At 65.6% G+C, this 22,274-nt stretch carries 22 protein-coding genes and 1 tRNA gene; 3 read left to right on the top strand and 20 right to left on the bottom strand.

Going from position 1 to position 22,274, the window contains the following annotated elements; genetic code table 11:
- Positions 1 to 60: 60 nt before the first annotated feature.
- On the top strand, positions 61 to 954 hold the full coding sequence (locus ACU0DV_RS01520) for a hypothetical protein (protein ID WP_446242076.1): 894 nt from the start codon (positions 61 to 63) through the stop codon (positions 952 to 954).
- 362 nt (positions 955 to 1,316) lie between these two features.
- Here ACU0DV_RS01520 and ACU0DV_RS01525 read toward each other — a convergent pair whose 3' ends face one another.
- Both ACU0DV_RS01525 and ACU0DV_RS01530 read right to left on the bottom strand, forming a co-directional pair.
- Complete coding sequence (locus tag ACU0DV_RS01525) at positions 1,317 to 1,763, bottom strand: hypothetical protein (RefSeq protein WP_446242075.1); 447 nt, start codon at positions 1,761 to 1,763, stop codon at positions 1,317 to 1,319.
- 153 nt (positions 1,764 to 1,916) lie between these two features.
- Positions 1,917 to 1,991: transfer RNA gene (locus ACU0DV_RS01530), tRNA-Phe, on the bottom strand.
- A gap of 153 nt (positions 1,992 to 2,144) precedes the next feature.
- Here ACU0DV_RS01530 and mnmH point away from each other — a divergent pair.
- Complete coding sequence (mnmH, locus tag ACU0DV_RS01535; RefSeq protein WP_446242074.1) at positions 2,145 to 3,203, top strand: tRNA 2-selenouridine(34) synthase MnmH; 1,059 nt, start codon at positions 2,145 to 2,147, stop codon at positions 3,201 to 3,203.
- Here the strand turns inward: mnmH and selD are convergent.
- The 11 genes from selD to ACU0DV_RS01590 form a co-directional block, all read right to left on the bottom strand.
- Positions 3,185 to 5,323, bottom strand: coding sequence for a selenide, water dikinase SelD (gene selD / locus ACU0DV_RS01540; protein ID WP_446242073.1), 2,139 nt, complete (start codon positions 5,321 to 5,323; stop codon positions 3,185 to 3,187). The genes mnmH and selD overlap by 19 nt on opposite strands.
- A gap of 166 nt (positions 5,324 to 5,489) precedes the next feature.
- Positions 5,490 to 6,023: a chemotaxis protein CheD gene (locus ACU0DV_RS01545; protein ID WP_100927405.1), complete on the bottom strand. Its 534-nt coding sequence runs from the start codon at positions 6,021 to 6,023 to the stop codon at positions 5,490 to 5,492.
- A complete protein-coding gene (locus ACU0DV_RS01550) occupies positions 6,020 to 7,123 on the bottom strand; it encodes a CheB methylesterase domain-containing protein (protein WP_446242072.1) in 1,104 nt (367 codons plus the stop codon). The genes ACU0DV_RS01545 and ACU0DV_RS01550 overlap by 4 nt, the downstream gene beginning before the upstream one ends.
- 61 nt (positions 7,124 to 7,184) lie before the next feature.
- A complete protein-coding gene (locus ACU0DV_RS01555) occupies positions 7,185 to 7,535 on the bottom strand; it encodes a chemotaxis protein (RefSeq protein ID WP_446273467.1) in 351 nt (116 codons plus the stop codon).
- 5 nt (positions 7,536 to 7,540) lie between these two features.
- Entirely contained in the window at positions 7,541 to 7,927 is a 387-nt protein-coding gene (locus tag ACU0DV_RS01560) for a response regulator (RefSeq protein ID WP_100927402.1), read from the bottom strand.
- Between the two features lie 12 nt (positions 7,928 to 7,939).
- Positions 7,940 to 8,812, bottom strand: a complete 873-nt coding sequence (locus tag ACU0DV_RS01565; protein WP_446242070.1) for a CheR family methyltransferase — start codon at positions 8,810 to 8,812, stop codon at positions 7,940 to 7,942.
- Positions 8,809 to 9,276: a chemotaxis protein CheW gene (locus tag ACU0DV_RS01570; protein WP_254698309.1), complete on the bottom strand. Its 468-nt coding sequence runs from the start codon at positions 9,274 to 9,276 to the stop codon at positions 8,809 to 8,811. Before ACU0DV_RS01570 ends, ACU0DV_RS01565 begins: the two co-directional genes overlap by 4 nt.
- Complete coding sequence (locus tag ACU0DV_RS01575; protein ID WP_370312016.1) at positions 9,269 to 11,389, bottom strand: chemotaxis protein CheA; 2,121 nt, start codon at positions 11,387 to 11,389, stop codon at positions 9,269 to 9,271. The genes ACU0DV_RS01570 and ACU0DV_RS01575 overlap by 8 nt, the downstream gene beginning before the upstream one ends.
- On the bottom strand, positions 11,389 to 11,763 hold the full coding sequence (locus ACU0DV_RS01580) for a response regulator (protein ID WP_100927399.1): 375 nt from the start codon (positions 11,761 to 11,763) through the stop codon (positions 11,389 to 11,391). The genes ACU0DV_RS01575 and ACU0DV_RS01580 overlap by 1 nt, the downstream gene beginning before the upstream one ends.
- Entirely contained in the window at positions 11,760 to 12,044 is a 285-nt protein-coding gene (locus ACU0DV_RS01585; RefSeq protein WP_198521808.1) for an STAS domain-containing protein, read from the bottom strand. Before ACU0DV_RS01585 ends, ACU0DV_RS01580 begins: the two co-directional genes overlap by 4 nt.
- A gap of 284 nt (positions 12,045 to 12,328) precedes the next feature.
- Positions 12,329 to 12,817, bottom strand: a complete 489-nt coding sequence (locus ACU0DV_RS01590; protein ID WP_370323390.1) for a tetratricopeptide repeat protein — start codon at positions 12,815 to 12,817, stop codon at positions 12,329 to 12,331.
- A gap of 329 nt (positions 12,818 to 13,146) precedes the next feature.
- On the opposite strand from ACU0DV_RS01590, the gene ACU0DV_RS01595 reads away from it, so the two are divergent.
- On the top strand, positions 13,147 to 13,341 hold the full coding sequence (locus ACU0DV_RS01595; RefSeq protein WP_446242069.1) for a hypothetical protein: 195 nt from the start codon (positions 13,147 to 13,149) through the stop codon (positions 13,339 to 13,341).
- 64 nt (positions 13,342 to 13,405) lie between these two features.
- Here ACU0DV_RS01595 and ACU0DV_RS01600 read toward each other — a convergent pair whose 3' ends face one another.
- The 7 genes from ACU0DV_RS01600 to ACU0DV_RS01630 all read right to left on the bottom strand — a co-directional run bounded on the left by ACU0DV_RS01600 (position 13,406) and on the right by ACU0DV_RS01630 (position 22,273).
- Complete coding sequence (locus ACU0DV_RS01600) at positions 13,406 to 15,604, bottom strand: 3-hydroxyacyl-CoA dehydrogenase NAD-binding domain-containing protein (protein ID WP_446242068.1); 2,199 nt, start codon at positions 15,602 to 15,604, stop codon at positions 13,406 to 13,408.
- Positions 15,605 to 15,664: 60 nt separating this feature from the next.
- Positions 15,665 to 16,591 (bottom strand): cupin domain-containing protein, encoded by a 927-nt coding sequence (locus tag ACU0DV_RS01605; RefSeq protein ID WP_100927394.1) that lies wholly within the window; start codon positions 16,589 to 16,591, stop codon positions 15,665 to 15,667.
- A 113-nt stretch (positions 16,592 to 16,704) separates the two neighbouring features.
- A complete protein-coding gene (locus tag ACU0DV_RS01610) occupies positions 16,705 to 17,916 on the bottom strand; it encodes an acetyl-CoA C-acetyltransferase (RefSeq protein WP_446242067.1) in 1,212 nt (403 codons plus the stop codon).
- Between the two features lie 146 nt (positions 17,917 to 18,062).
- Positions 18,063 to 18,701 carry a glutathione S-transferase family protein gene (locus tag ACU0DV_RS01615; RefSeq protein WP_446242066.1) on the bottom strand — a complete coding sequence of 213 codons (639 nt, stop codon included), beginning with the start codon at positions 18,699 to 18,701 and terminating at the stop codon, positions 18,063 to 18,065.
- Positions 18,702 to 19,021: 320 nt separating this feature from the next.
- A complete protein-coding gene (locus ACU0DV_RS01620; RefSeq protein ID WP_446242065.1) occupies positions 19,022 to 20,155 on the bottom strand; it encodes an acyl-CoA dehydrogenase family protein in 1,134 nt (377 codons plus the stop codon).
- Between the two features lie 81 nt (positions 20,156 to 20,236).
- Positions 20,237 to 20,449 (bottom strand): hypothetical protein, encoded by a 213-nt coding sequence (locus ACU0DV_RS01625; protein ID WP_446242064.1) that lies wholly within the window; start codon positions 20,447 to 20,449, stop codon positions 20,237 to 20,239.
- 42 nt (positions 20,450 to 20,491) lie between these two features.
- Entirely contained in the window at positions 20,492 to 22,273 is a 1,782-nt protein-coding gene (locus ACU0DV_RS01630) for an acyl-CoA dehydrogenase C-terminal domain-containing protein (protein ID WP_446242063.1), read from the bottom strand.
- Position 22,274: the final 1 nt, after the last annotated feature.

Below are 22,274 nucleotides of genomic sequence, written 5' to 3' on the forward strand. Positions count from 1 at the left end.
GCACCACCCCCCAGAGGCTAGAAGTCAATCGCACGAGCAAGCACGAAGGACGACCACAGCATGACAAACGGCGTTCGCAGGCGCAAGCGGTCCACGCCCCTTGACGGTTTATACTCCACTGAGCCGGACTTCTCCGCCTGTGTGAGCCGGAACCACGAGGCGCTGTGCCGTCTGGTCTGGCAGTCCATGCAAGAGCATGGGCACGACTGGGACGGGTTCACATGGGCGGAGCCGCTGCCACAGCCCGAGTGGGCCGCCCGTGCCGGTGTGAGTGTCAGCACACTGCGGCGCCTCCAAAAGAAGCCCCCGCTCCAGTTTGCCACCCGAGGGTTCAAAGGGGACAAGGTGGCTTTGCTGCGGGTGGGCGCCCCGGACCCGGATGCGGCGCGCAAGGCCGAGGAAAAGCACGTGGCCAATATCATGGCCAAGACGTTCCGCACGGTCATGACCAAGATTGAGAGCGCGGGCCTGCCCGAGGCAGAGCGGGCGCAGGTGGTGGCGCGGTGGAAGGTGCTGCCCCGTGAGGACTATGGGCGCATCCGGGGCATGATGGAGGATTGGCGCGGCATGCCGCAGGCGGAGGTGTTCCATCACGCTGTCACCAACTGGCCCGAGTTCATGGACAGGGTGAAAGCGGATTTGGACGTTGCATGGCACCTGCGGCAGGCGGGCGTAGTGGTCGGCCTTGCGGAGGCGCTAGAGGGAAGCCACGAGTTGATGACGGCCTATCTCCTCAGGGACGCGGACCTGTTGCAGTACCAGCGCGTGGCCAAGCGCGTGAAGGTGAAGGACCCGCGCACCGGCATCACGCGGATAGAGCGCAAGGCGGGGCTTCCGGGCCGGACGCACAACTGGTGGACATGGCGCAAGCCGCACTTGTCTCTCCTGCGGCGTTACGCCCACGTGGCCCTGCGCATGTACCTTGAAAATAGGGGGCTTCCTGATGCTGCGTGAAGAAATGACCGAATTATCTTCTCTGAGTATCTCTCTTGGTAGTAGTTACTCCTCTTCTTATGATTCCAGAGAAGATGTTAATTCGGTCAAAAGAGGTGGAGCTACTACCGCAGCGCCGCGCCGGGGGCGCGTCACTGCCTTGCTTGCCGGACCTTTGCCATGGGCAGAGGGGATTCCCTTTCCCATCTCCCTACAGAAGGCCAAGGGCGCGGGCTTGCCCTATGGACAGACCAAGGGGCCGCAGGCCCCATATGCCTATGAGCGCCAGAGAGCGCCCTACAGGGGCCTTTCGCTACATTTGGTAGGCTACCCCACCCGAGACCCCAAAAGGCCCTCCTGCGGGCCTCTCCGTGGCGCCGAGCTTAGTCGAAGTAGACTTCTTCAGGGGAAAAGGTGCTGTCGAGATTATTGGCTTCCGACGGGGCGTCCGCTTCGATTGCTTCGAACGTCTTGTCATTGAAACGGCCTGAAATGCGCGTGTATTCGAGGACGAACACCAACTCCATGCGCTTATTGTGATAGCCACCAAACTTGTCTTCGAGCTTATAGAAGGCCATGTCTTCGTAGTTTTCGGCCTTCCAGAGTTTGTCTAGATGGCTTGTCACCGACCCGGCAAACTCTGCGTCGATCCAATATGCCTCTGCAAAGGGGTCTTCGCCGTGTTCTTCGCGCACACTCACTTCATGAAAGATTGGCGCGAGGCGGTGCATGTGGGCGAACGCGAGCGCGTCGTCGAAACGGTCTGGGTTGGCGATGTAACCTTGGAGGAAGGTTTGTCGCTTGATCTCGTAGAGTGCCTTAATACTCATGGCTTTCACCTTTCATCGAAACAGGATGTCTCAACAAAACACTATTCAACTCATGGTAAAAATCCAGCGTGACGTTTGTGGGAAACATTGTGGGGATGACCCGCCACAGGCCCAATACAACGCTTTGATAAATAACGCATTAATTGAGATTTGTGGTGCCCGGGGGCGGAATCGAACCACCGACACGAGGATTTTCAATCCACTGCTCTACCCCTGAGCTACCCGGGCACGGGTCAAGGCCTGTCCTCTCTCAGAGGGCACCGCCTTCGGGTGGAGGCGGTTTAGTCGAGGCCGAAACCGGTGTCCAGCGGAAAATCGACGCTTTTTTCCAACAGGCCGCAGCCTCTTCCCTCGCGGCGCGTGCAAGGCTAAATCGCGGGGATGAAACTCTCTCCGAAAACCCTTCCCGAGTTGCTGGATCACGGCTTCGACACGGTCATCGATGTGCGCAGCCCGGCGGAATTTGCCGAGGACCACGTGCCCGGCGCCATCAACCTGCCGGTCCTCGACAATGAGGAGCGGGCGCGCGTCGGCACGATGTACAAGCAGGAGAGCCCGTTCAAGGCCCGCAAGATCGGCGCCGCGCTGGTGTTCGAGAACGCCGCCCGCCATCTGCGCACCTCGCTGTCGCACCACGAGGGCAACTGGCGGCCGCTGGTCTATTGCTGGCGTGGCGGGCAGCGCTCGGGCAGTTTCGCGTGGATGCTGGGCGAGATCGGCTGGCGGCCCGGGCTGATCGATGGCGGCTACCGGACCTTTCGCCGGCTGGTGAGCGGATACCTTTACGACAACACCCTGCCGCATCGGTTCATCCAGCTCGGCGGCTACACCGGCAGCGCCAAGACCGAACTCCTGCACCGGCTGGGGCGGCGCGGGGTGCAAGTGCTTGACCTCGAGGGGCTGGCGAACCACCGCGGCTCGCTTCTGGGCGGCATGGCCGGCGGGCAGCCCAGCCAGAAGGCGTTCGAGACGGAACTGGCACAGCGGCTTCTGGCGCTGTCGCCGGACCGCCCGGTAATCGTCGAGGCCGAAAGCAGCAAGATCGGCGACATCAACCTGCCGCCGTCGCTGTGGGAGGGGATGAAGGCCGCGCCGTGGCTGGAGGTCGAGATCCCGGTGGAAGTGCGCGCCCGTTACCTGGCGGAGGCCTACGCCGACATCCTGGCCGATGGCGCGGCGCTGATGGAGAAACTCGCGCCCCTGCGTTACCACCGGGGCCACGCGCTGGTCGACCACTGGGGGGAACTCGTCGGGGAAGGGCGGCTTGAAACGCTCTGCCATTCGCTCGCCGCCGACCACTATGACCCGGCCTACCGCAAGTCCATGTCGGCGCTGACGCGCCGCGTGCTGGAGGTCTTCCATGCCGATGCGCTGACCGAGGCGGCGCAGGACGACCTCGCGGATCGCATCGCGGAGCGGCTTCAGACGATCGAGATCTGACCGACGCGGTCGGTGATCCGCCCGATCTCGGCCACGGGATAGCCGGCCTCGCGCAGCCGGGCGAGGACGCCGCGTTCCGCTTCGGGGACGGCGGCCATCAGGCCCCCGGCGGTCTGCGGATCGAACAGCAGATCGGCGCGCGGACCGGAAGGCGCGTCGGGCAGAAGCGCGCGATTCTCGGCGAAGAGCGAGGCGCGCAGGTCGGTTTGCGCCAGTTCCAGCGCACCCTCCAGCAGGGGCACATCGTCGAGCCGCAGCTCTGCCCCCACGGCGGAGTTCAGGCAGATGTTGCGCAGGTGCCCGGCAAGGCCGAAGCCCGTGACATCCGTCATCGCATGCGCCACGCGCAGGAGGCGGGAGGCCGCGCCCTGGGACCGGGTCATCTGACGCAGCGCGCCGACCACCCAATCGCCTTCGGCCAGCCCCTGCATCTCTGCCGCCATGATCAGGCCCGAGCCGATGGGCTTCGTCAGCACAAGGATGTCGCCGGGGAGGGCGCCGTCCAGCGTGATCGGCGTCCCGGGCGCGCGGCCGAGGATCGTGAAGCCGATGGTCATCTCGGCCCCCTGCGAGGTGTGGCCGCCGACGATGGTCGCGCCGGCCTCGGCCATGACCTCATGCGCCGCCGACATGATTTCGCGCAGGGTGCGGCCCGCGAGGCGCGGTGCCATCTGCGGCAGGACGATGTTGGCTGTCGCGCTTTGCGGTTCCGCCCCCATGGCCCAGATGTCGCCGAGGGCGTGATGCGCGGCGAGGCGGGTCATGACCTCCGGATCGCGCACCATCTCGCGCAGGTGGTCCGTGCTCAGCACCATGCGTTCCGCGCCCATGGTCAAGACGGCCGCATCGTCGCCGGGCAGGGCGGTGCCGCCGGTCTCTGCCAGCGCGGCCATCAGCGCCTCCTGTCCGACCTTGGCGCCGCAGCCGCCGCACAGCGGTTTGCCGGCGAGCAGATCGGCCAGACCATCCGCATGGTCGCGCGGCAGCGCCGGCTGCGTCATGGCGGGCAGGTTGCGGAACTTGTCCATGAACGTACGGTCGATAAGGTCCTTCCACCGCCAGACCCACTTGCCCTGGAAGGTCATCCCGAAGCGGTCGCCAAGAGCCGCCTTCTCCCCCAGCGAGATCAACTTCAGGTAGTCGCGCTGCGGGCGGTAGCGTTTCAGCCGATCCTGACCGGACAGCCGCGCGCGCAGGTTGTGCAGCAGCACGGGCGCCTGCCGCACGGCATAAACGCCCGCCTTGGGCCGGGGCGACGCGGTCATGTGGGCGCAATCTCCGGTTGCAAATGTCCCGGTGACGGAAGTTTCCAAAGTCGGCCCCACCGCGACGAAACCGTCGTGAAGGGCCAGCCCGGTCTCGTTGAGCCAGGCCTGGGGGCGCGCGCCCGCGGCGCCACAGACAAAACCCGCCTCCAGCAGACGGTCGCCGATCATGACGCCGTCTTCGGTCACTGCGCTGACGTCGGCGCCTTCGTGCACCGTCACGCCCATGCCCGCGAAGGCCGTCCGCAGGCGGGCAGCACTGCGCGGGGGCAGGGCAGAGAGCGCCGTGTCGCGTTCAATCAGGTGGACTTCCGCGCTGCGCCCGCGGGCGCCGAGGGCATGCGCCATGGCCAGCGCGATCTCCGCGCCCGCGACACCGCCGCCGATCACAGCCACTTTCGCGGGGCCGTTGCCCTCCAGGTATCGCCCCCAGGCCGAGGCAAAGGGGCCGAGCGGCTTTGCCGGTACGGCGTTGGCGGCGAAGCCGGGCAGGGCCGGCATGTCGCTCGTGATGCCCACGTCGACCGACGCCACGTCGAAAGCGATCTGCCGCCCGTCTTCCAGCTTGGCCACCCGCGCGTCCGTATCGAGGCCCGTCACCCGGCCGACGATCACCCGTGCTCCGGCGAACCGCCCCAATTGCACGAGGTCGATGTCCAGTGCGCGGCGGTCGTAGTGCCCTGCCAGATGCCCCGGCAACATGCCCGAGTAGGGCGCGGTGGGCTCCGGGTTGATCACCGTCACCCTGGCGCCGGGCAGGGCCGACATGCCCCACATGCGCAGCACGAGGGCATGAGTGTGGCCGCCGCCGATCAGCAGCAGGTCGCGGGTATAGGGCAGGGGTTTGTCCTGCATCGCTTGGCCTTCCGGATCTGCGCCACCGCTGCCGCGACCCGAGGGGGCCGTTCAGGCTACCGGCGCGCGCGCCCCTTGCCGCGATCCGGCCGGGCTTCGTCGTCCGGGCCTGCCTAGCAGATCGCGCAGGGGACGAACATGCGGCCATTGCAGCCCCACACCCTTCTCAGAAAAGCGTGATGTCGTCCTTGACAGGGCGCGGGACCGGTGCGGGCTTTTCCACCGGCAGCGGCTCCACGTCGGCACTGACAAGCAATTGGCGCACCCGCCCGTCCGTCGGCCAGAAGCGGATCCGCCGCGCCGAGGTGCCGCCGGTGCTTTCTGCCGTGATCGGTATGTCCTCGTCCTTGAGGAACTTCCGGGCAAAGGCCGCGTTGGAGGCGCCGATGTCGCGCAGGTTGCCCATCATGCTGGCCCCGCCGAACATCTTCGCCTGAAGGCGCGACCGGTCCGCGCCGCGTTTGAGGAGGCCGTTGATCAGAAGCTCCATCGCGTAGGCCCCGTAACGCACGTTCGCCCCCTCAAGCCCTTCGCGGCTTGGCAGGAGAAAGTGGTTCATGCCGCCGATCTTGCGGACAGGATCAACGAAACAGACCGCGATGCAGGACCCGAGCACCGTCGTCAGCACCGCGTCGGAGTCCTCCGATATCACGTAGTCGCCTTGGATGACGTTGATCAGCTTCTCCGGTTTCGCCATCATCGCATGACCTCCCTGCGTTCCTGTCTTGTGCCCGCCGCGTACTGCAGCAAAGCCGGTCCGATCTTGTCGAGCGGCATGATACGCACCGCGGCGTCAATCTCTGCCGCGGCGCGCGGCATGCCGTAGACGACCGCTGTTGCCTGATCCTGCGCGACGGTCATTGCGCCCGCATCGCGCAACGCCTTGAGCCCGGCGGCGCCGTCCCGCCCCATGCCTGTCAGCAGGGCGGCGGCAATGCAGGGCGCGAGCGGCACCGCCGAATGAAACAGCGCGTCGACCGACGGCACATGGCCGGAGACCGGGGCCTCGTCGCCCAAGCCGCAGGTGCGGGCCGCTGCATCCTCGATGACGAGGTGCCTGCGGACTCCGGCTCCGACCGTAATGACCCCGGGCCGCAGCGGACGGCTGCCTGTCGCCAGTTCGACGTGGGCACGACATTGCCGGTCCAGCAGGCTGACAAGGCTTTCGCCGAAGCCTGAACCGGTGTGCTGCACGATCAAGGTGGGCGGGCAATCGGACGGGAAACTGTCCAGCACGCTCAGCAAGGCGTCCACGCCGCCCGTGCTGGCGCCGATCAGGATCAGCGGACTGCCCTGTCCTCTGGGCACGCCGGGTTGCGGCCGCCTCGGCAGGTCCGGGGGCGGCGTTCTAGCTGTCGGGCGTGGTGCTGGAGGCGGTATATGGACCGGCTTCTTGGCTGCGGGCCGTCTGGAGGCCGCGGTGCGCGTCAGGCTTTTCAGCTGTTCGATGACCGTGTCCGCCGGTGAATCCATGGGGATCGAGAACAGGTCGGCACTGCTGCGCCGCGGCTTGTGCGCGCGCGCGAGGTTCGCGCTGGCGGCGCCCCGCCCGGTGATCACCAGCCAGCGTATGTCCAGAGTCGAGAACAGCGCGTGCATCACCTCGAACTCCGGCAGGTTCGCAAGCACTTCGGCGATCAGAACGGCGTTGGGCAGCCGTTCTTCCACCTCGTTGTAGGTGTTCATGAGATCGCTCGTACAGGCGATCACTTCGAACTCCGGCGCAGTGTCGACGATCCGCGCCAGACGGTTGCGCTGAAGTCCGTCGGGTGTCGCAACGATGACGCTGTGGGTAACCATTCCTCGACCTCTGCAAGCCGGCGGAGATGCCGGCGCTGGCGTTACGTGTAGGCGGCGGCGCTCAGAACAGTTCCGCGTGGCCGCTGACCGGCTCGGCCTTCGTCTTGCCGCCGAGCCTGACCGCCATGTCCCTGAGCGGCACCGACCTCAGCGCCTCTTCAGGGTTGACGAGACCGCACTCGTCCGTATCCCTCGCCAGGTGCACGAGGAAATCGGCAAGCGCGCCCAGCGATTGCCGGAGCATGTCCAGTTCCTGAAGCATGCTGATCGTCTGGCCGTCGAGGGCTTCGGTGGTGTGCATGAACACCATGTCCAGCCCGTACTCCAGCCGTTCGAGCCGGTCATACAACGCTTCAAGCTCGGCCGACACGCGTTCAGCCGCCAGTCTGAGGGGCAGGGGGGGCGGCTCCATGCGCATCACAACCGTCCCACGACACTTTCGATGCACTGCTTCATGGTGTCCGAGGTGAAAGGCTTCTTGATCATGTTGTTCAGGCCAAGCTGTTTCGCCTGTGCAACGATCTCGGGTGTGGGGCGTCCGGTCACGAGGATGAACCCGATCTTCTGCGTGGCGGCAGAGCTGCGCACCGCCTTGAGCAGTCCCAGACCGTCGAGCCCGGGCATGTTGTAGTCCGACAGGACCAGATGGACCGGGTTGGCGCCGAGGCGCTCCAGTGCCTTGCGCCCGTCGTTTTCGGTGATGTAATTCTTGATGCCGATGTCGTCCAAGGCTTGGGTAATGAGCCCACGGCTGGTGGCCATGTCGTCGACCACCATGATTCTCAGCGAGTCCTTCAAGCTCATCTCAGTCTCCTGTTATGATGCGTGCCGACCGGTGCACCCGGTCTTGCGATAGCTGGTGATGCCGGTTGCCGCCAGTTGCTGGGTGGCGGGCCCGGTGACCCGTTCCGAATGGCCGATGCAGAACAGTGCGTCCGGTGCGAGCTTTTCCGCGAAACGGGACCAGAGGCGCTGCTGCGTCTCCTGGTTGAAATAGATGGCGACGTTGCGGCAGAAGATCGCGTCGAACGGCCCCTGGAAAGGCCATTCGCTCATCAGGTTCAGTTCCGCAAAGGTGATCAGCGAGCGTATCTCGTTCGACATTCGGATCTCGTTCGGCGGGGTCTTTTGCGTCCACTTCTGAAGGAAAGCGGGCGGTATGCCCGTGCCTTCCCTTTCCGGGTACTGTCCGTTGCGGGCACGCTCCACGATCTTCGGATCGATGTCGGTGGCGAGGATCTTCACGTTCTGACTGGCCGCGTCCGGGATCTTGTCTAGGATGGTCATGGCGATCGAGTAAGGCTCCTGGCCGGACGAACAACCTGCCGACCAGATGCGTATGCGTTCGCCCGCCCTGATCTTTTCGATCATCGCCGGCACGCGTTCGTCGCGCAGCATGTCGAAATGGTGCTTCTCGCGGAAGAAACTGGTGACGTTGGTCGTAAGGGCCGAGATCAGCTCCAGCCGTTCGTCGTTCTCTTCCTTGCGTTCCAGCAGTGCCAGGTAAAGCGGAAAGCTCGGCACGTCGCGTGCCTTCAACCGCTTGGAAAGGCGGGAATAGACCAGCGGCTTTTTGCTTTCGGCAAGGTTGAGACCGAACTCCGCCAGGGCCAGATCCGCGATTGCCCGGAAGTCGGCATCGCTGAACGGGATCTCCCTGAGTGTGCTGCCAACTTCCGCTTGTGTCATGAGGTGACGCCCTTGCCCGATTCCAGCACGGCTTCGAGGTTGACGACCCGGACCATGGTGTCGTCGACGGAGATCATCCCGAGGATGCTGTGCCGCGTCGCTTCGGACTTGATGTCCGGCGTCTCCTGGATGGCGCTTTTCTCCACCGAGAGGATTTCCGAGACTGATTCCACCAGCAGGCCGATGGTCGTGCCTTCCATGGCGGCCACGATCACCACGTTGCGTTCGTTTGCGGGCGTCGATCCCAGGCCGAACCGTGCCGCCAGGTCGAAGATGGGAATGACCGCCCCCCGCAGGTTCATCACGCCCAGCACGTCCTTGGGGGTGTGGGGCAGGGCGGTCACCGGGGTCCAGCGCCGGATCTCCCGGATCTGCGTGATCTCCAGGCAGTAGTTCTGACCGCCGGCCGAGAAGGTGATGAATTCGAACTGCGTATCCGCGCGCATTTCTGCTGGTTCAGACATGACGAAGCTCCATTCTGGTGTGCTGAGCAAAAAGGTCTGGTCCGGAAGAATGGCCAAGCCTGATGATTTCTTCCGGGTCGAGGATCAGGGCAATCTTGCCGTCGCCGAGAATGGTGGCTGCCGAGACACCCGGGATCGCCGCATAGTTGCTTTCGAGACTCTTGATGACGACCTGACGCTGATCGTGGATGGCCGTGACCCGGAGCGCGGTCAGCCCCTGCATCTCGGTCGTGACCAGCAGCAGGATGCCGGTGTTGTTGCGCGCGCCGGCGTGTTCGAGGCCGAGGCTCTCGGCGACATCGACAATCGGCACGTAGGAGCCGCGCACGCTGACGACCTCGCTGTCCGTTCCGACGGTGTGAATGTCGCGCGGATTGGGGCGGATCGTCTCCAGGATCGAGGAGATCGGGATGACCATCGTCTGGTCCGAGACGGAGATGACGAACCCGTCCATCACGGCCAGCGTCAGGGGCAGGACGATGGTGAACGTGGTGCCCTTTCCTTGGGTCGAGGTGATGGAGACCCGGCCGCCAAGCGCCTGGACAGCGTTCTTGACCACGTCCATCCCGACGCCGCGGCCCGAGAGGCTCGACACCTGGCCCGCGGTCGAAAAACCGGGCAGGAACAGAAGGTTGTCGATCTCCGGGTCGGAAAGCTCCGCCTCCGGCGCGACGAGGTTCTTCTCGATCGCCTTTTCGAGGATGCGTTCGCGGTTCAGGCCGGCGCCGTCGTCGGAGATCTCGATGAAGACGCTGCCGGAGCGATGCGCAGCCGAAAGGCGGATCGTGCCGACCACGTCCTTTCCCGCAGCTTCGCGCACATCTGGCTTTTCGAGCCCGTGGTCCACGGCGTTGCGGATCATGTGCGTCAACGGATCGGCGAGCCGTTCGATCACCGTCTTGTCGACCTCGGTCGAGTCGCCCACCGTCACCAGTTTCGACTTCTTGCCAGTGGCATCGGACGCTTCGCGGACGATGCGCGACATGCGTTGGAAGAGGGGTTTCACCGGCTGGGCGCGGATCGCCATGACGCCTTCCTGGATGTCGCGCGCCAGAAGCTTGTAGGCCTCCAGTTCGTTGGTCAGGTGCGCCACGGTCGGCAGATCCAGTTCCTCGATCCGCTGCGAGATCATGGCCTGATTGATGATCAGCTCGCCCACCGTGTTGATCAGCCGGTCCACCCGGTCGAGATCGACGCGCAGCGTGGGCTTCGGGCCGCGCGCTTCCTTGGAGGCCGACGCAGAGGGCGTCTTTGCGCTGCTGGACGGGGCGTGTACCTCGTCGTGGTCGTCGTCATGCAAGTCATCCGCTATAGGGGCGGAGGCGGCTGGCGGTGGGGCGGCCACCATGACCGGGGGGGCCGCGCCTTCCTCCACGCTGACGTCCAGTTCGCACAGCCCTTCGACGAACTCGAAGACCTCGTGCAGGGTCGTCTCGCTTTCCCCGGTCGTGAGCGTCAGCGTCCAGGAGATCACCGCGTCGTTCGGATCGAAGGCGTCGAAGGCCGGCAGGCCGGACAGGTCGGCCGTCACGCTGAGCGTGCCGAACTCTGCCAGGGCATCGAAGATCAGCAGCGGCTCGTGGCCGTTTTCATAGAGCGCCTTCATCGGCTTGAACCGGATGGAGAACACCCGCTGCCCGGTTGCCTCGGCCTCTTCCACGGCGGCGGTCGCGCCGCCCCCGCCGAAGTCCAGCGTCAGCGCGTCGAAGGAGAACTCCTCGGCATCGGCGCTGCCGCCGAGGTAGCTTTCCAGCTCCTTCTTGAGTTCGTCTTCCGCCGCCTCGTCCAGCGGGCTGTCGTCGCGGGCGGAGGCCACGAGATCCGACAGCTGGTCTCCGGAGCGGTGCGCCACCGACATCAGCTTCTCGTCGATGCCGAGTTCCTTGTCGCGGACCTTGTCGAGCACCGTCTCGAAGGCGTGGGCGAAGCTGACCAGCCGTTCGAGACCGAAGGCCCCCGCGCCGCCCTTGATCGAATGCACCGCGCGGAAGACCGCGTTGATGATTTCCATGTCGTCCGGGCTCTCCTCCATGGAGGCCAGACCTTCCACCAGCGCTTCGAGAAGCTCTTCGCATTCCTCGAAGAAGGTGTCCCTGATCGAATTCCCGCTCATCAGCCCATGTGTCCCGTCAGTCGGCGCAGCACCGAGACCAGCGATGCGTCATCGAAAGGTTTCACGATCCATCCGGTCGCGCCGGCATTGCGGGCGCGCGCCTTCAGATCGTCCGAACTCTCCGTGGTGAGGACCAGAATCGGCACGTTTGTCCGGTTCGGTCCGCCCCGCAGCGTGTCGATCACGCCGAAGCCGTCCATCTTCGGCATGTTGATGTCGGTGATCACGACGTCCGGATCGACCTCGGGAAAGATGTCCACTCCTTCCTGACCGTCGCAGGCGGAGTGAAACTCGAACCCGGCCCCCTCCAGGGAGACGCGAAGCAGGTTGCGGATGGTACGCGAATCGTCGATCGCCAGGACCTTGGTCGTCATTGGGGCAACTCCCTGTCGAAATGGTCGGATGTGAGCCCAAGCCGTTCGAGCCCTTCGCGGAAGGAGGGCGACATCTCGGTGACTTCGAACTTCACCGCGTCGGCCTCCCACTGTTTCTGCGCCACCAGAAGCAGTTGCAGCCGGTGGGAATCGAGCCGCGCCACGTCGCGCGCCGATACCGTCACCGGGGCCTTCCGCGCGTTCAGCAGAAACGAAACGAGCGGGTCTTCACCGGAACGGGCGCGGTGTGGCCCGAGCGCATGGAAATTTATGTCTGGCATCGCGAACAGCATCCCTCGTGGCACTTCGTGCGCCTGTCGTGCGGCGCGTTTGACGCTCAGCAGGAATACGCACGCTGTCTTAACAAAGAGTTCCGAGTTTCATGGAAAGGACGCCACATTGCGCTGCGAGGCGCCGGAATGTGCGGATGATCTCACGCGCACCGGCGCGCCGCTATGCGGATAGTCAGGAAAACAAGGGGCCTGGCCGCACCGAAGCCAGTTCGGGCGAATGCGAGAAGTTTCAATTTGAGGAAGTGCGCGACGGGCAGCCGTGGATGCTGGGGTCAGGCCGGGCGGGGCTGCACAGTGGGCCGGCAAAGGCCGCGCGTCTGGCGCTTGATCTCGTCCGCGACACTGCGTGCAACGCTGCGCGTCTCGGCATCGCTTGGCAGGTACATCAGCGCATCGCGCACGCCGTCCCACAGCCCCAGGCGCAGCCGCACGCGCATCACCATACGCCAGCTTTCCATATCCTGCGGCATGTGCTCGGCCGCGCGTGAAAAGGCCGCCTCCGCCTCCTCCAGGTTGTCAGCGGCGAGCCGCAGGCGCCCCAGTTCGAACCACGCCTTGCCATGCGCCGGATCGCGCGCCAGCGCGCGGCGCAACCAGTCCTCGCGGGAGGCATGTTTCTCCTGCTTTTCCAGAACCTTGGCCAGATTGTAACAGACCGGCGCGGTGGCTTCTTCCTCGGCTGCGGCAGACCGCAGGAGACGCTCGGCCTCGGGCCAGTCCTCGGTGGCCAGGAGCGCGGGCAAAGGGGTGAGATCGACCATCTGACAGCCCTCTTCGGGAAAGTGTGCGCACGCACAGGGTGTGCACATTACAGGTTAACAGCAGCGTTGCGACGATCCCAGCCTCCAGGCAGAGGCAAACCGGAGAGGTGCAAAACACATCCGTCGGCGTTGCTTCACGGCATCGTGACACATGAGCCGCGATGAAAAAACAGTCTTTCTGAGGAAGTTGGCGGACCGATTGGGCACGACCGCCGCACGTGTCCCGAACTTGCGCTGCGCTGCAGCATGCAAGTGAGAACCGATGCTAGGCTCATCGCGGCGCCAGTGGGAGGACGCCGCAGACCGAACCAGAAACGGAGTTGCCTCCCATGTGCCTGACCACCGAAGCGCTTGTCCTTTTCCTGAACCTGCTGCCCTTCGACATCGTGACCACCGCGCCCGACCGAATCGTGATCGGGGCCGATGCCCGTGCGGCGCATTGGGTGGAGACCGGCGGCCGCTGGTGCACGCTGGCCCCGCAGATCGACCGGGCCGAACGTTTCGCCGCGCTGCACGCCGACTGACGGGCAGGGGCGCCACGCGAAAATCGCCCGCGCCCCGGTTGCAGGGCGCGGGCGGGAACACGCATCAAGCGGCGTCGGCCTGCGTTCCGAAACGGCCGTAGAAGCTCTGGCCCTTGGACGCCATGTCGCGCAGCAGGTCCGGGCAGTGGAACCGGGGACCGTAGGCCTCTTCCAGGCCGTCGCAGCGTTCGGCCGCATAGGCCGCGCCCAGCATGTCGAGCCAGCTCAGCGGGCCGCCCGACCAGGGCGCAAAGCCCCAGCCGAGGATCGCGCCCACGTCGCCCTCGCGGATGTCCATCAGCACGCCGTCTTCCAGCGCGCGGACGGCCTCGAGCGACTGCACGAACAGCAGACGATGCTGGACGTCGGTCAGGGAAGGCTGGTCCTCCGCCTCAGGGTACTTCGCCTTCACGGTCTCCGACAGGCCCTGCCGCTTGCCCGAGTCGTCGTAGTCGTAGAACCCGGCCTTGGCCTTGCGGCCCAGACGGCCCTGTTCCTCCATCCAGAAGATGACCTCGTCGACTTCGCCATCGGGATAGGCGTCGCCCATCGCCGCCCGCGTCGCCCGCGCGATCTTGGCACCGAGGTCGATGGAGGTCTCGTCCACCAGTTGCAGCGGCCCCAGAGGCATGCCCACCAGCTTCGCGGCATTCTCGATCAGGGCAGGGGAGACACCCTCCTTCACCATCCGGATGCCCTCGTTGATGTAGGGGATGATGCAGCGGTTGGCGTAGAAGAAGCGTGCGTCGTTCACGACGATCGGCGTCTTGCGGATCTGGCGAACGTAGTCCAGCGCCTTGGCCACGGCGCGGTCGCCGGTTTCCTTGCCCCGGATGATCTCCACCAGCATCATCTTCTCCACCGGAGAGAAGAAGTGGATGCCGATGAACTGCTCCGGGTTCTTCGACGCCTTCGCCAACTCCGAGATCGGCAGGGTCGAGGTGTTGGTGGCAAAGATGCAGTCATCGGAGGTCACCGCATCGACCGCCTTCGTCACCTCGGCCTTGACCTTCGGGTCCTCGAAGACCGCTTCGATGATCAGGTCGGCATCGGCCAAAGCGGAATAATCCGTGGTCGCGGTGATCCGGCCCAGCACCTCTTCCTTCTTCTCGGGCGTCGCCTTCTTCTTCGCGATGCCCTTGTCCATGAAGCTCTCGGTGTAGGCCTTGCCGCGGTCGGCGGCCTCCTGCTTCTGGTCGATCAGCACCACCTCGATACCTGCCTGCGCGCTGACCAGCGCGATGCCCGCGCCCATCATGCCCGCGCCCAGCACGCCGACCTTCTTCACCCGCTGGTCCGGCACGCCCTCGGGACGCACCGCGCCCTTCTCAAGCGCTTCCTTGTTGATGAAGAGCGACCGGATCATCGCGCCCGAGGACGGGTTCATCAGGACGTTGGTGAACCAGCGCGCCTCGATCTTCAGCGCGGTGTCGAATGGCACCAGCGCGCCTTCGTAGACCGCCGACAGCAGCGCCTTGGCCGCCGGGTAGACGCCCTTGGTCTTGCCGTTCACCATGGCCGAGGCACCGACGAAGGTCATGAAGCCCGCCGGGTGATAGGGCGCGCCGCCGGGCATCTTGTAGCCCTTCGCGTCCCAGGGCTTCAGGATGTCGGCGTCCTTGGCGTTCAGCACCCACTCTTTCGCCGCGGCCAGCGGATCCTCGACCACCTCGTCGATGATGCCTGCCGATTTCGCCTTGGCCGGGGCGGACAGCTTGCCCTCCAGCAGGAAGGGAGAGGCCGCCATCGCGCCCATCTTGCGGACCAGCCGCGTCGTGCCGCCCGCGCCGGGGAAGATGCCGACCATGATCTCCGGCAGGCCGATCTTGGCCTTCGGGTTGTCGGCGGCAAAGATCCGGTGCGTGGCGAGCGGCAGTTCGAGCCCGATCCCCAGCGCCGTGCCGGGCAGGGCGGCCGCGATCGGCTTGCCGCCCTTGTTGGTCTTCGCCTCCATGCCCGCGCGTTCGATCTTGCGCAGCACGCCATGCATCCGCATCACGCCCTCGAAAAGGCCCTTGGCCGGGTCGTCGCCCACCATGTCCTTCATCTTGGCAATGATGTTGAGGTCCATGCCGCCGGCAAAGGTGTCCTTGCCGGAGGTGATGACGATGCCCTTCACGGCCTCGTCGGCGAGGGCGGCATCCACCAGCCCGTCAAGTTCCTCCAGCCCTTCAAGGCTCAGCACGTTCATCGACTTGCCGGGCACGTCCCATGTGATGACCGCGACGCCGTCGGCGTCCGTCGCACTGGTGAAATCGGTCATGTTGTCTCCGCCTCTTGTCTAGTCAGTGTAGGGACCGGGCCGGGCAGGACGCCCGCGCCTTCAGTCCAGTTCGAATTTCAGGTTCTCGCGGATCCGGGACTGTCCCCGGGTCCAGCTGATGTGTCCGAGCGAGCTGATGATCCGCGCGATCCGCCAGCCGGGACCGTGCTTCTCCAGCCGGAAGGTGGTCACGAAGGGCTCCACGATCTCTTCCGTACCGCTCACAAAGTGCATCTCCGCCTCGACCACCTTGCTTTCCGGATCGGGCCGCAGGATGCGGACCACGTCGCGCCGGATGTCGTCGATGCCCTGCTCCTTGACCGCCGCGTGGTAGAGGTCGAAATCCTGTCGCAGCTCCGCCTCCGTGCTCAGCGTGTAAGGGTCGCCCGCACGCGGGTAGACGCTCAGCGGCAGGTGGAAGACCGTCTTGTACAGCTCGAAATCCCCGGTCAGCAGCGCCTTGGTCAGCCGCCTGCCCAGCTCGGCGAAGATCTCTCCCTTCACCGGCTGCGGGGTGCCCGCATCCTGCCCGAGCGACGACCCGTCGCGACGGGTGAAACGCATCTGGCCGTCCGTGACCTCGACCTTCAGATCGACGTCCGTATACCAGCCGGTCTCCCGCTCCGTCCGGGTGCCGATCACGAGGAAGGCCGCCTCGCTGTCCGAACGGTTCACCAGGTGATGGCCGTTCTCGACCCCGGCGGGGAAGGCGCAGCAGTCGCCCGGATGCAACACCGTCTCGCCGTTGTCCTCGACCAGCACCAGCTCGCCCTCGGTCATCATCATGAACTCGTCCTGGCGGACGTGCCAGTGACGCAGCGAGGACATCGACCCGGGCGCCAGCCGCACGAGGTTCGCGCCGAACTGCGACAGGCCGCCGGCATCGCCCAGCCGCTGCACGCTGCGGCCGGCCACCTGCGCGTCGTAGGGCGCGGGATACCCCGACCCGGTCCGCGCAGGAACGCTCTCCAAGTTGATCTTCGGCATTCTGCCTTCCTTCTTCCAGTCTTGCCGTCCCGCCTGTGCCGGCGGGACATCCTGCAGCCGTCATACACGGCCCGGTGGCGCAACGGAAACCCGGTTCGCGCAAAGCGAAGCGATCACACCCGTTCGATGATCGTCGCCGCCCCCATGCCCGAGGCGATGCACAGCGTGGCCAGCCCGGTGCCCTTGCCGGTGCGCTCGAGCTCGTCCAGCAGGGTGCCCAGAATGATCGCCCCGGTCGCGCCCAGCGGGTGGCCCATGGCGATGGAGCCGCCGTTCACGTTCACCTTGTCGTCCGACACGTCGAACGCCTGCATGAAGCGCAGCACCACGCTGGCGAAGGCCTCGTTCACCTCGAAGAGGTCGATGTCGCCGATCGACATGCCCGCGTCCTTGAGGATCTTCTCCGTCGCCGGAACCGGGCCGGTCAGCATGATGGTCGGATCGGTGCCGATCTTGCAGGTCGCCCGGATCTTTGCCCGCGGCTTCAGCCCGTACTGTTCGCCGAACGCCTTGTTGCCGATCAGAATTGCGGCCGAGCCGTCGACGATCCCCGAGGAGTTGCCCGCGTGGTGGATGTGGTTGATCCGCTCCAGGTGCGGGTACTTCATCAGCGCAACCGCGTCGAAGCCGGGCATGACCTCGCCCATGTCCTTGAACGACGGCTTCAGCGCGCCGAGGCTCTGCATGTCGGTGCCGGGGCGCATGTACTCGTCCCGGTCGAGGATCGGCAGGCCGTTGACGTCGCGCACCGTCACCACGGACTTTTCGAAGCGATTGTCCTCCCAGGCCGCCGCCGCGCGCCGCTGGCTTTCCACCGCCAGCGCATCGGCGTCGTCGCGCGAGAAGCCGTATTCCGTCGCGATGATGTCGGCACTGATGCCCTGCGGGACGAAGTAGCGGTCCATGGCAAGGCTGGGATCGACGGCAATCGCCGCCCCGTCCGAGCCCATGGCCACGCGGCCCATCATCTCCACGCCGCCGGCGATATAGGCCGAACCCGCGCCTCCCTTGACCTGGTTGGCGGCGAGGTTCACCGCCTCCAGCCCGCTGGCGCAGAAGCGGTTGATGGCGAGGCCGGGGATCGACTCGTCAAGATCGGAGGCCAGCACCGCCGAGCGTGCGAGGCAACCGCCCTGTTCGCCGACCTGCGTGACGTTGCCCCAGATCACGTCCTCAACGGCATGGCCGTCGAGCCCGTTGCGCTCCTTCACCGCGTTCAGCACTTGCGCGGAAAGACGCAGCGAGGTCACCTCGTGCAGCGCGCCGTCCTTGCGTCCCTTGCCGCGCGGCGTGCGCACGGCGTCATAGATATAGGCTTCGGTCATGAGACCCGTCCTTTCATCGTCGTGTATTTCGAATTTCGTGCCACCAGGGCGGCCGGCGGCGTCAGGCAGGTCCTGCCCGTACAGACCGGGAGATCCCGGCCCGCACGGCCCTGCCGGCCTGCCATCCCCGCCGCCCGGCGCATCGCTCAGGCCCGGTCCGCCGGAGAACCCGGCATCAGGTCGTAAGGCGCCTTCCAGCCGTCGAGGCCCTGGATGTTGCCCAGCCAGCGGTCGATCTCCGGCCAGTCGCCCCGGTCGAAGCCGAAGGGCTCCGGGTAATAGAGGTAACCGCAGCAGGTGAGGTCCGCATTGGTCGGCCCGTCGCCCGCGATCCAGTCACGCCCCTTCAGATGCGCGTCGAGGATGCCATAGGCCGACTTGAGCCGCCCCTGGTTGAAGGCGATCACCTCCGCCGGGCGCTTGTCCTCGGGCAGGAAGTTCATCAGGAACCGCGTCATCCCGGCCATGGAGGACAGCTTGTGGTTGTCCCACAAGACCCACCGCAGCACCTCGCGCTTCTCCTCCGGCGTCGTGCCGCCGAAATGCCCGTAGGTGTCCGAGAGATACTGCTGGATCACCCCCGACTGGCTCAGCTTCACGTCGCCGTCCACCAGCACCGGGCATTCGCCCATCTCGTTGACCTCGGCGCGGTAGGCCGCCCCGCGCGTCTCGCCGCCAAAAAAATCGACCTGCTGCGGCCGCCAGTCCAGCCCCGCCAGCTGCAGCGCCAGCGCCGCCTTGTAGGAATGGCCCGACTCGCCAAAGCAGTAGAGTGTCATCGTCATATCGCAGCACCTCCCAAAGCGCCTGTGTCCCTTGCAGGACCGGGGGTTTCACACCCCCGGACCCCCGTGGAGTATTTTCGAAGCAAAGAAGCACAAGGGCGCTTCCCTGGTAAGCGGGCGTTAACTCCGATGCCCGATCCTCATGTGGCGGTACAGGCTGGAGAGCCGATGACCGCAAGCGGAGAAGCCCTGCATCTCGCCAAAGGCGCAGGCAAGGCAGGAAGGTCGACCGCCGCCCCGGAGCGGGGTTCCGATGTGCGACCTTCCTGTTTCTCTGCTTTCCAAATACTCGAATTCCTCCCTCGCCACGCGCCCCTCCGTCAGAGGGCGCGCGCGATCAGTTCCTTCATGATCTCGTTCGTGCCGCCGTAGATGCGCTGCACCCGGGCGTCCGTCCACATCTCGGCCACCGCGTATTCCTGCATGTAGCCGTAGCCGCCGTGCAGTTGCAGGCATTCGTCCAGCACCTCGCCCTGCGTGTCCGACAGCCAGTATTTCGCCATGGCAGCCGTTTCGACCGTCAGTTCGCCCTTCAGGTGCTGGGCCATGCAGCTGTCGAGGAAGGCGCGCGCCACCTTCGTCTTGGTGGCGCATTCCGCCAGCTTGAAGCGGGTGTTCTGGAACTGGGTCAGCGGGCCGCCGAAGGCCTCGCGTTCCTTGCAGTAGGCGATGGTACGGGCCACCGCGCCCTCCATCGCGCCCACCGCGCCGCAGCCGATGATCAGCCGCTCCTGCGGGAGCTGCTTCATCATCTGGTAGAACCCCTGGCCTTCTTCGTCGCCCAGCAGGTTCTCGGGTGGCAGTTCCACGTCGTCGAAGAACAGCTCCGAGGTGTCCGCCGCATGGCAGCCGATCTTCTCGAGGTTGCGGCCGCGGGTGAAGCCCTCCGCGCCATCGGTCTCCACCACCATCAGCGAGGTGCCCTTCGACCCCTGCGACGGGTCGGTCTTGGCCGCCACCACGATCAGGTTGGCGTGCTGGCCGTTGGTGATGAAGGTCTTCTGCCCCGACAGCCGGTAGGCGTTGCCGTCGCGCACCGCCCGCGTCTTCAGGTTCTGCACGTCCGAGCCGCCCGAGGGTTCGGTCATCGCCAGCGCGCCCACCAGCTCGCCGGTCACCATCTTCGGCAGCCAGCGCGCCTTCTGCTCTTCCGTGCCGTATGCGAGGATGTAATGCGCCACGATGCCCGAGTGGATGCCATGCCCCCAGGAGGCGAGGTTGGCGCGCGCCGCCTCGATCAGGATCACCGCCTCGTGGCCGAAGTCGCCGCCCGCGCCGCCGTATTCCTCCGGCACCGAGGGGCAGAGCAGGCCAAGCTCGCCCGCCTGCGTCCAGGTCTCGCGGTCCATCTGGCCCTGTTTGCGCCACTTGTCGTACAGCGGCTGCCACTCGGTCTCGATGAACTTTCGCGTCATCTCCGCCAGCATGGCGTGTTCGTCGGTCATCCAGGTCATCAGCAGTCTTCCATCCTGTTCAGGCGGTGCGGCGCGGTCCGCGGACGGGCCGCCCGCCAAGGCACGGACGCCGCGCGGGGCTCATCGCTTGCGGGCCTCCAGCTCGGCGTTGAACAGGCGCAGGCGATGGGCCAGCGCATGTTCGTCCGTGACGCTCTCGAAGTGTTCGAAGAGAAAGGACAGCGCCTCTCCCTCATCCAGCCCGGCCTCCTGCGCGATGGCCCTCAGCTTGCGGTAGCCGTCTTCCGTCATGGCCACCGGGAAGCGTCGGGTCAGGCGAAAGCGTTTGGGCACGGGCTCCTCCGGAGTAGGGTGGGGTTATACCCCACCTTCCTCTCAAAAGGCGTCCGCCTCAAGCGCCATCACCGGGTCCGCGCCGCTCTCGATCCGCTTCAGGTGCGTCGCGGTCATCGGCAGCTGCCGCGCCATGTAGTAGCGACCCGTGTCGATCTTCGCCTTGAGGAATTCGGCATCCCCGGCGCCCGAGGCCAGCACCTCGGTCGCGGCCTCCGCCATCTTCGCCCACATCAGACCAAGGCAGACATGCCCGAAGAGGTGCATGAAGTCATAGGACCCCGACAGCGCAGCGTTCGGGTTCTTCATGCCGTTCTGCATGAAGTACATCCCCGCACCCTGCAGGTCCTTCGAGGCGGCCTTCAGCGGCTCCAGGAAGGCCTTGTCGAAGGCCTCGTCCTTGCCCTTCGCCTCGGCGATGTAGGACTTCACCATGTCGAAGAAGGCCATGACGTGCTTGCCGCCGTCCTGCGCCAGCTTGCGGCCCACGAGGTCCAGCGCCTGCACGCCGTTCGCACCTTCGTAGATCATCGCGATCCGGGCGTCGCGGGCGAACTGCGACATGCCCCATTCCTCGATGTAGCCGTGGCCGCCGTAGACCTGCTGCGCCTGGATGCACATGTCGAAGCCGCGGTCGGTCAGGAAGCCCTTGATGACCGGCGTCATCAGCGAGATCAGCCCGTCCGCGTCCTTGTCCGAGTTGCGGTGCGCGCGGTCGATCATCGACGCGCCCCAGTAGACGAAGGCGCGCGCGCCCTCGACAAAGGACTTCTGGTCCATCAGCGAACGCCGGATGTCGGGGTGCACGATCAGCGGATCGGCGGGGCCGTCCGGGTTCTTTGCCCCCGTCACGTCGCGGCCCTGAAGCCGGTCCTTGGCGTACTCCAGCGCGTTCTGGTAGGCCACGTCGGCCTGCGCATAGCCCTGCAGGCCCACGCCCATCCGCGCCTCGTTCATCATGGTGAACATGGCGCGCATCCCCTTGTGCGCCTCACCCAGCAGGTAGCCCGTCGCGCCGTCGTAGTTCATGACGCAGGTGGAGTTGCCGTGGATGCCCATCTTCTCCTCGATCTTGCCGACCGAGACCTCGTTGCGGTCGCCGAGGCTGCCGTCGTCGTTCACGAGGAACTTCGGCACGATGAACAGCGACACGCCCTTGATGCCGTCGGGGCCGCCGGGGATCTTCGCCAGCACGAGGTGCACGACGTTGTCGGACATGTCGTGGTCGCCGGCAGAGATGAAGATCTTCTGCCCGGTGATCCTGTAGGTGCCGTCGTCCTCCGGTTCCGCCTTGGTGCGCATCAGGCCGAGGTCGGTGCCGCAATGCGGCTCCGTCAGGTTCATGGTGCCTGTCCATTCACAGGTCACCATGCGCGGCAGGAACGTGGCTTTCTGGTCGTCGGTCCCGTGAGTGTGGATGGCCGAATAGGCGCCGTGAGTGAGCCCCTGGTACATGTTGAAAGCCATGTTCGCGGCCGAGAACTGCTCGCCCACTGCCGTGGCGACCACGTAGGGCAGGCCCTGGCCACCGAATTCCGGATCGCAGTCGAGCGCCGTCCAGCCGCCCTCCCGCACCTGGTCGAACGCGTCCTTGAAACCCTTCGGCGTGCGCACCACGCCGTTTTCGAGGACGCATCCTTCTGTATCGCCGACCACGTTCAGCGGAGCCAGCACGTCGCGTGCGACCTTTCCCGCCTCGTCCAGGATCGCTTGGACAGTATCCCTGTCCAGGTCCTCGTATCCCGGTATGTCCGCCGTGCCGATCTTCAGGACGTCGTTCAGAACGAACATCTGGTCCTTCACGGGGGCATTGTATGTCGGCATG

It is taken from the genome of Sagittula sp. (assembly GCF_052825245.1).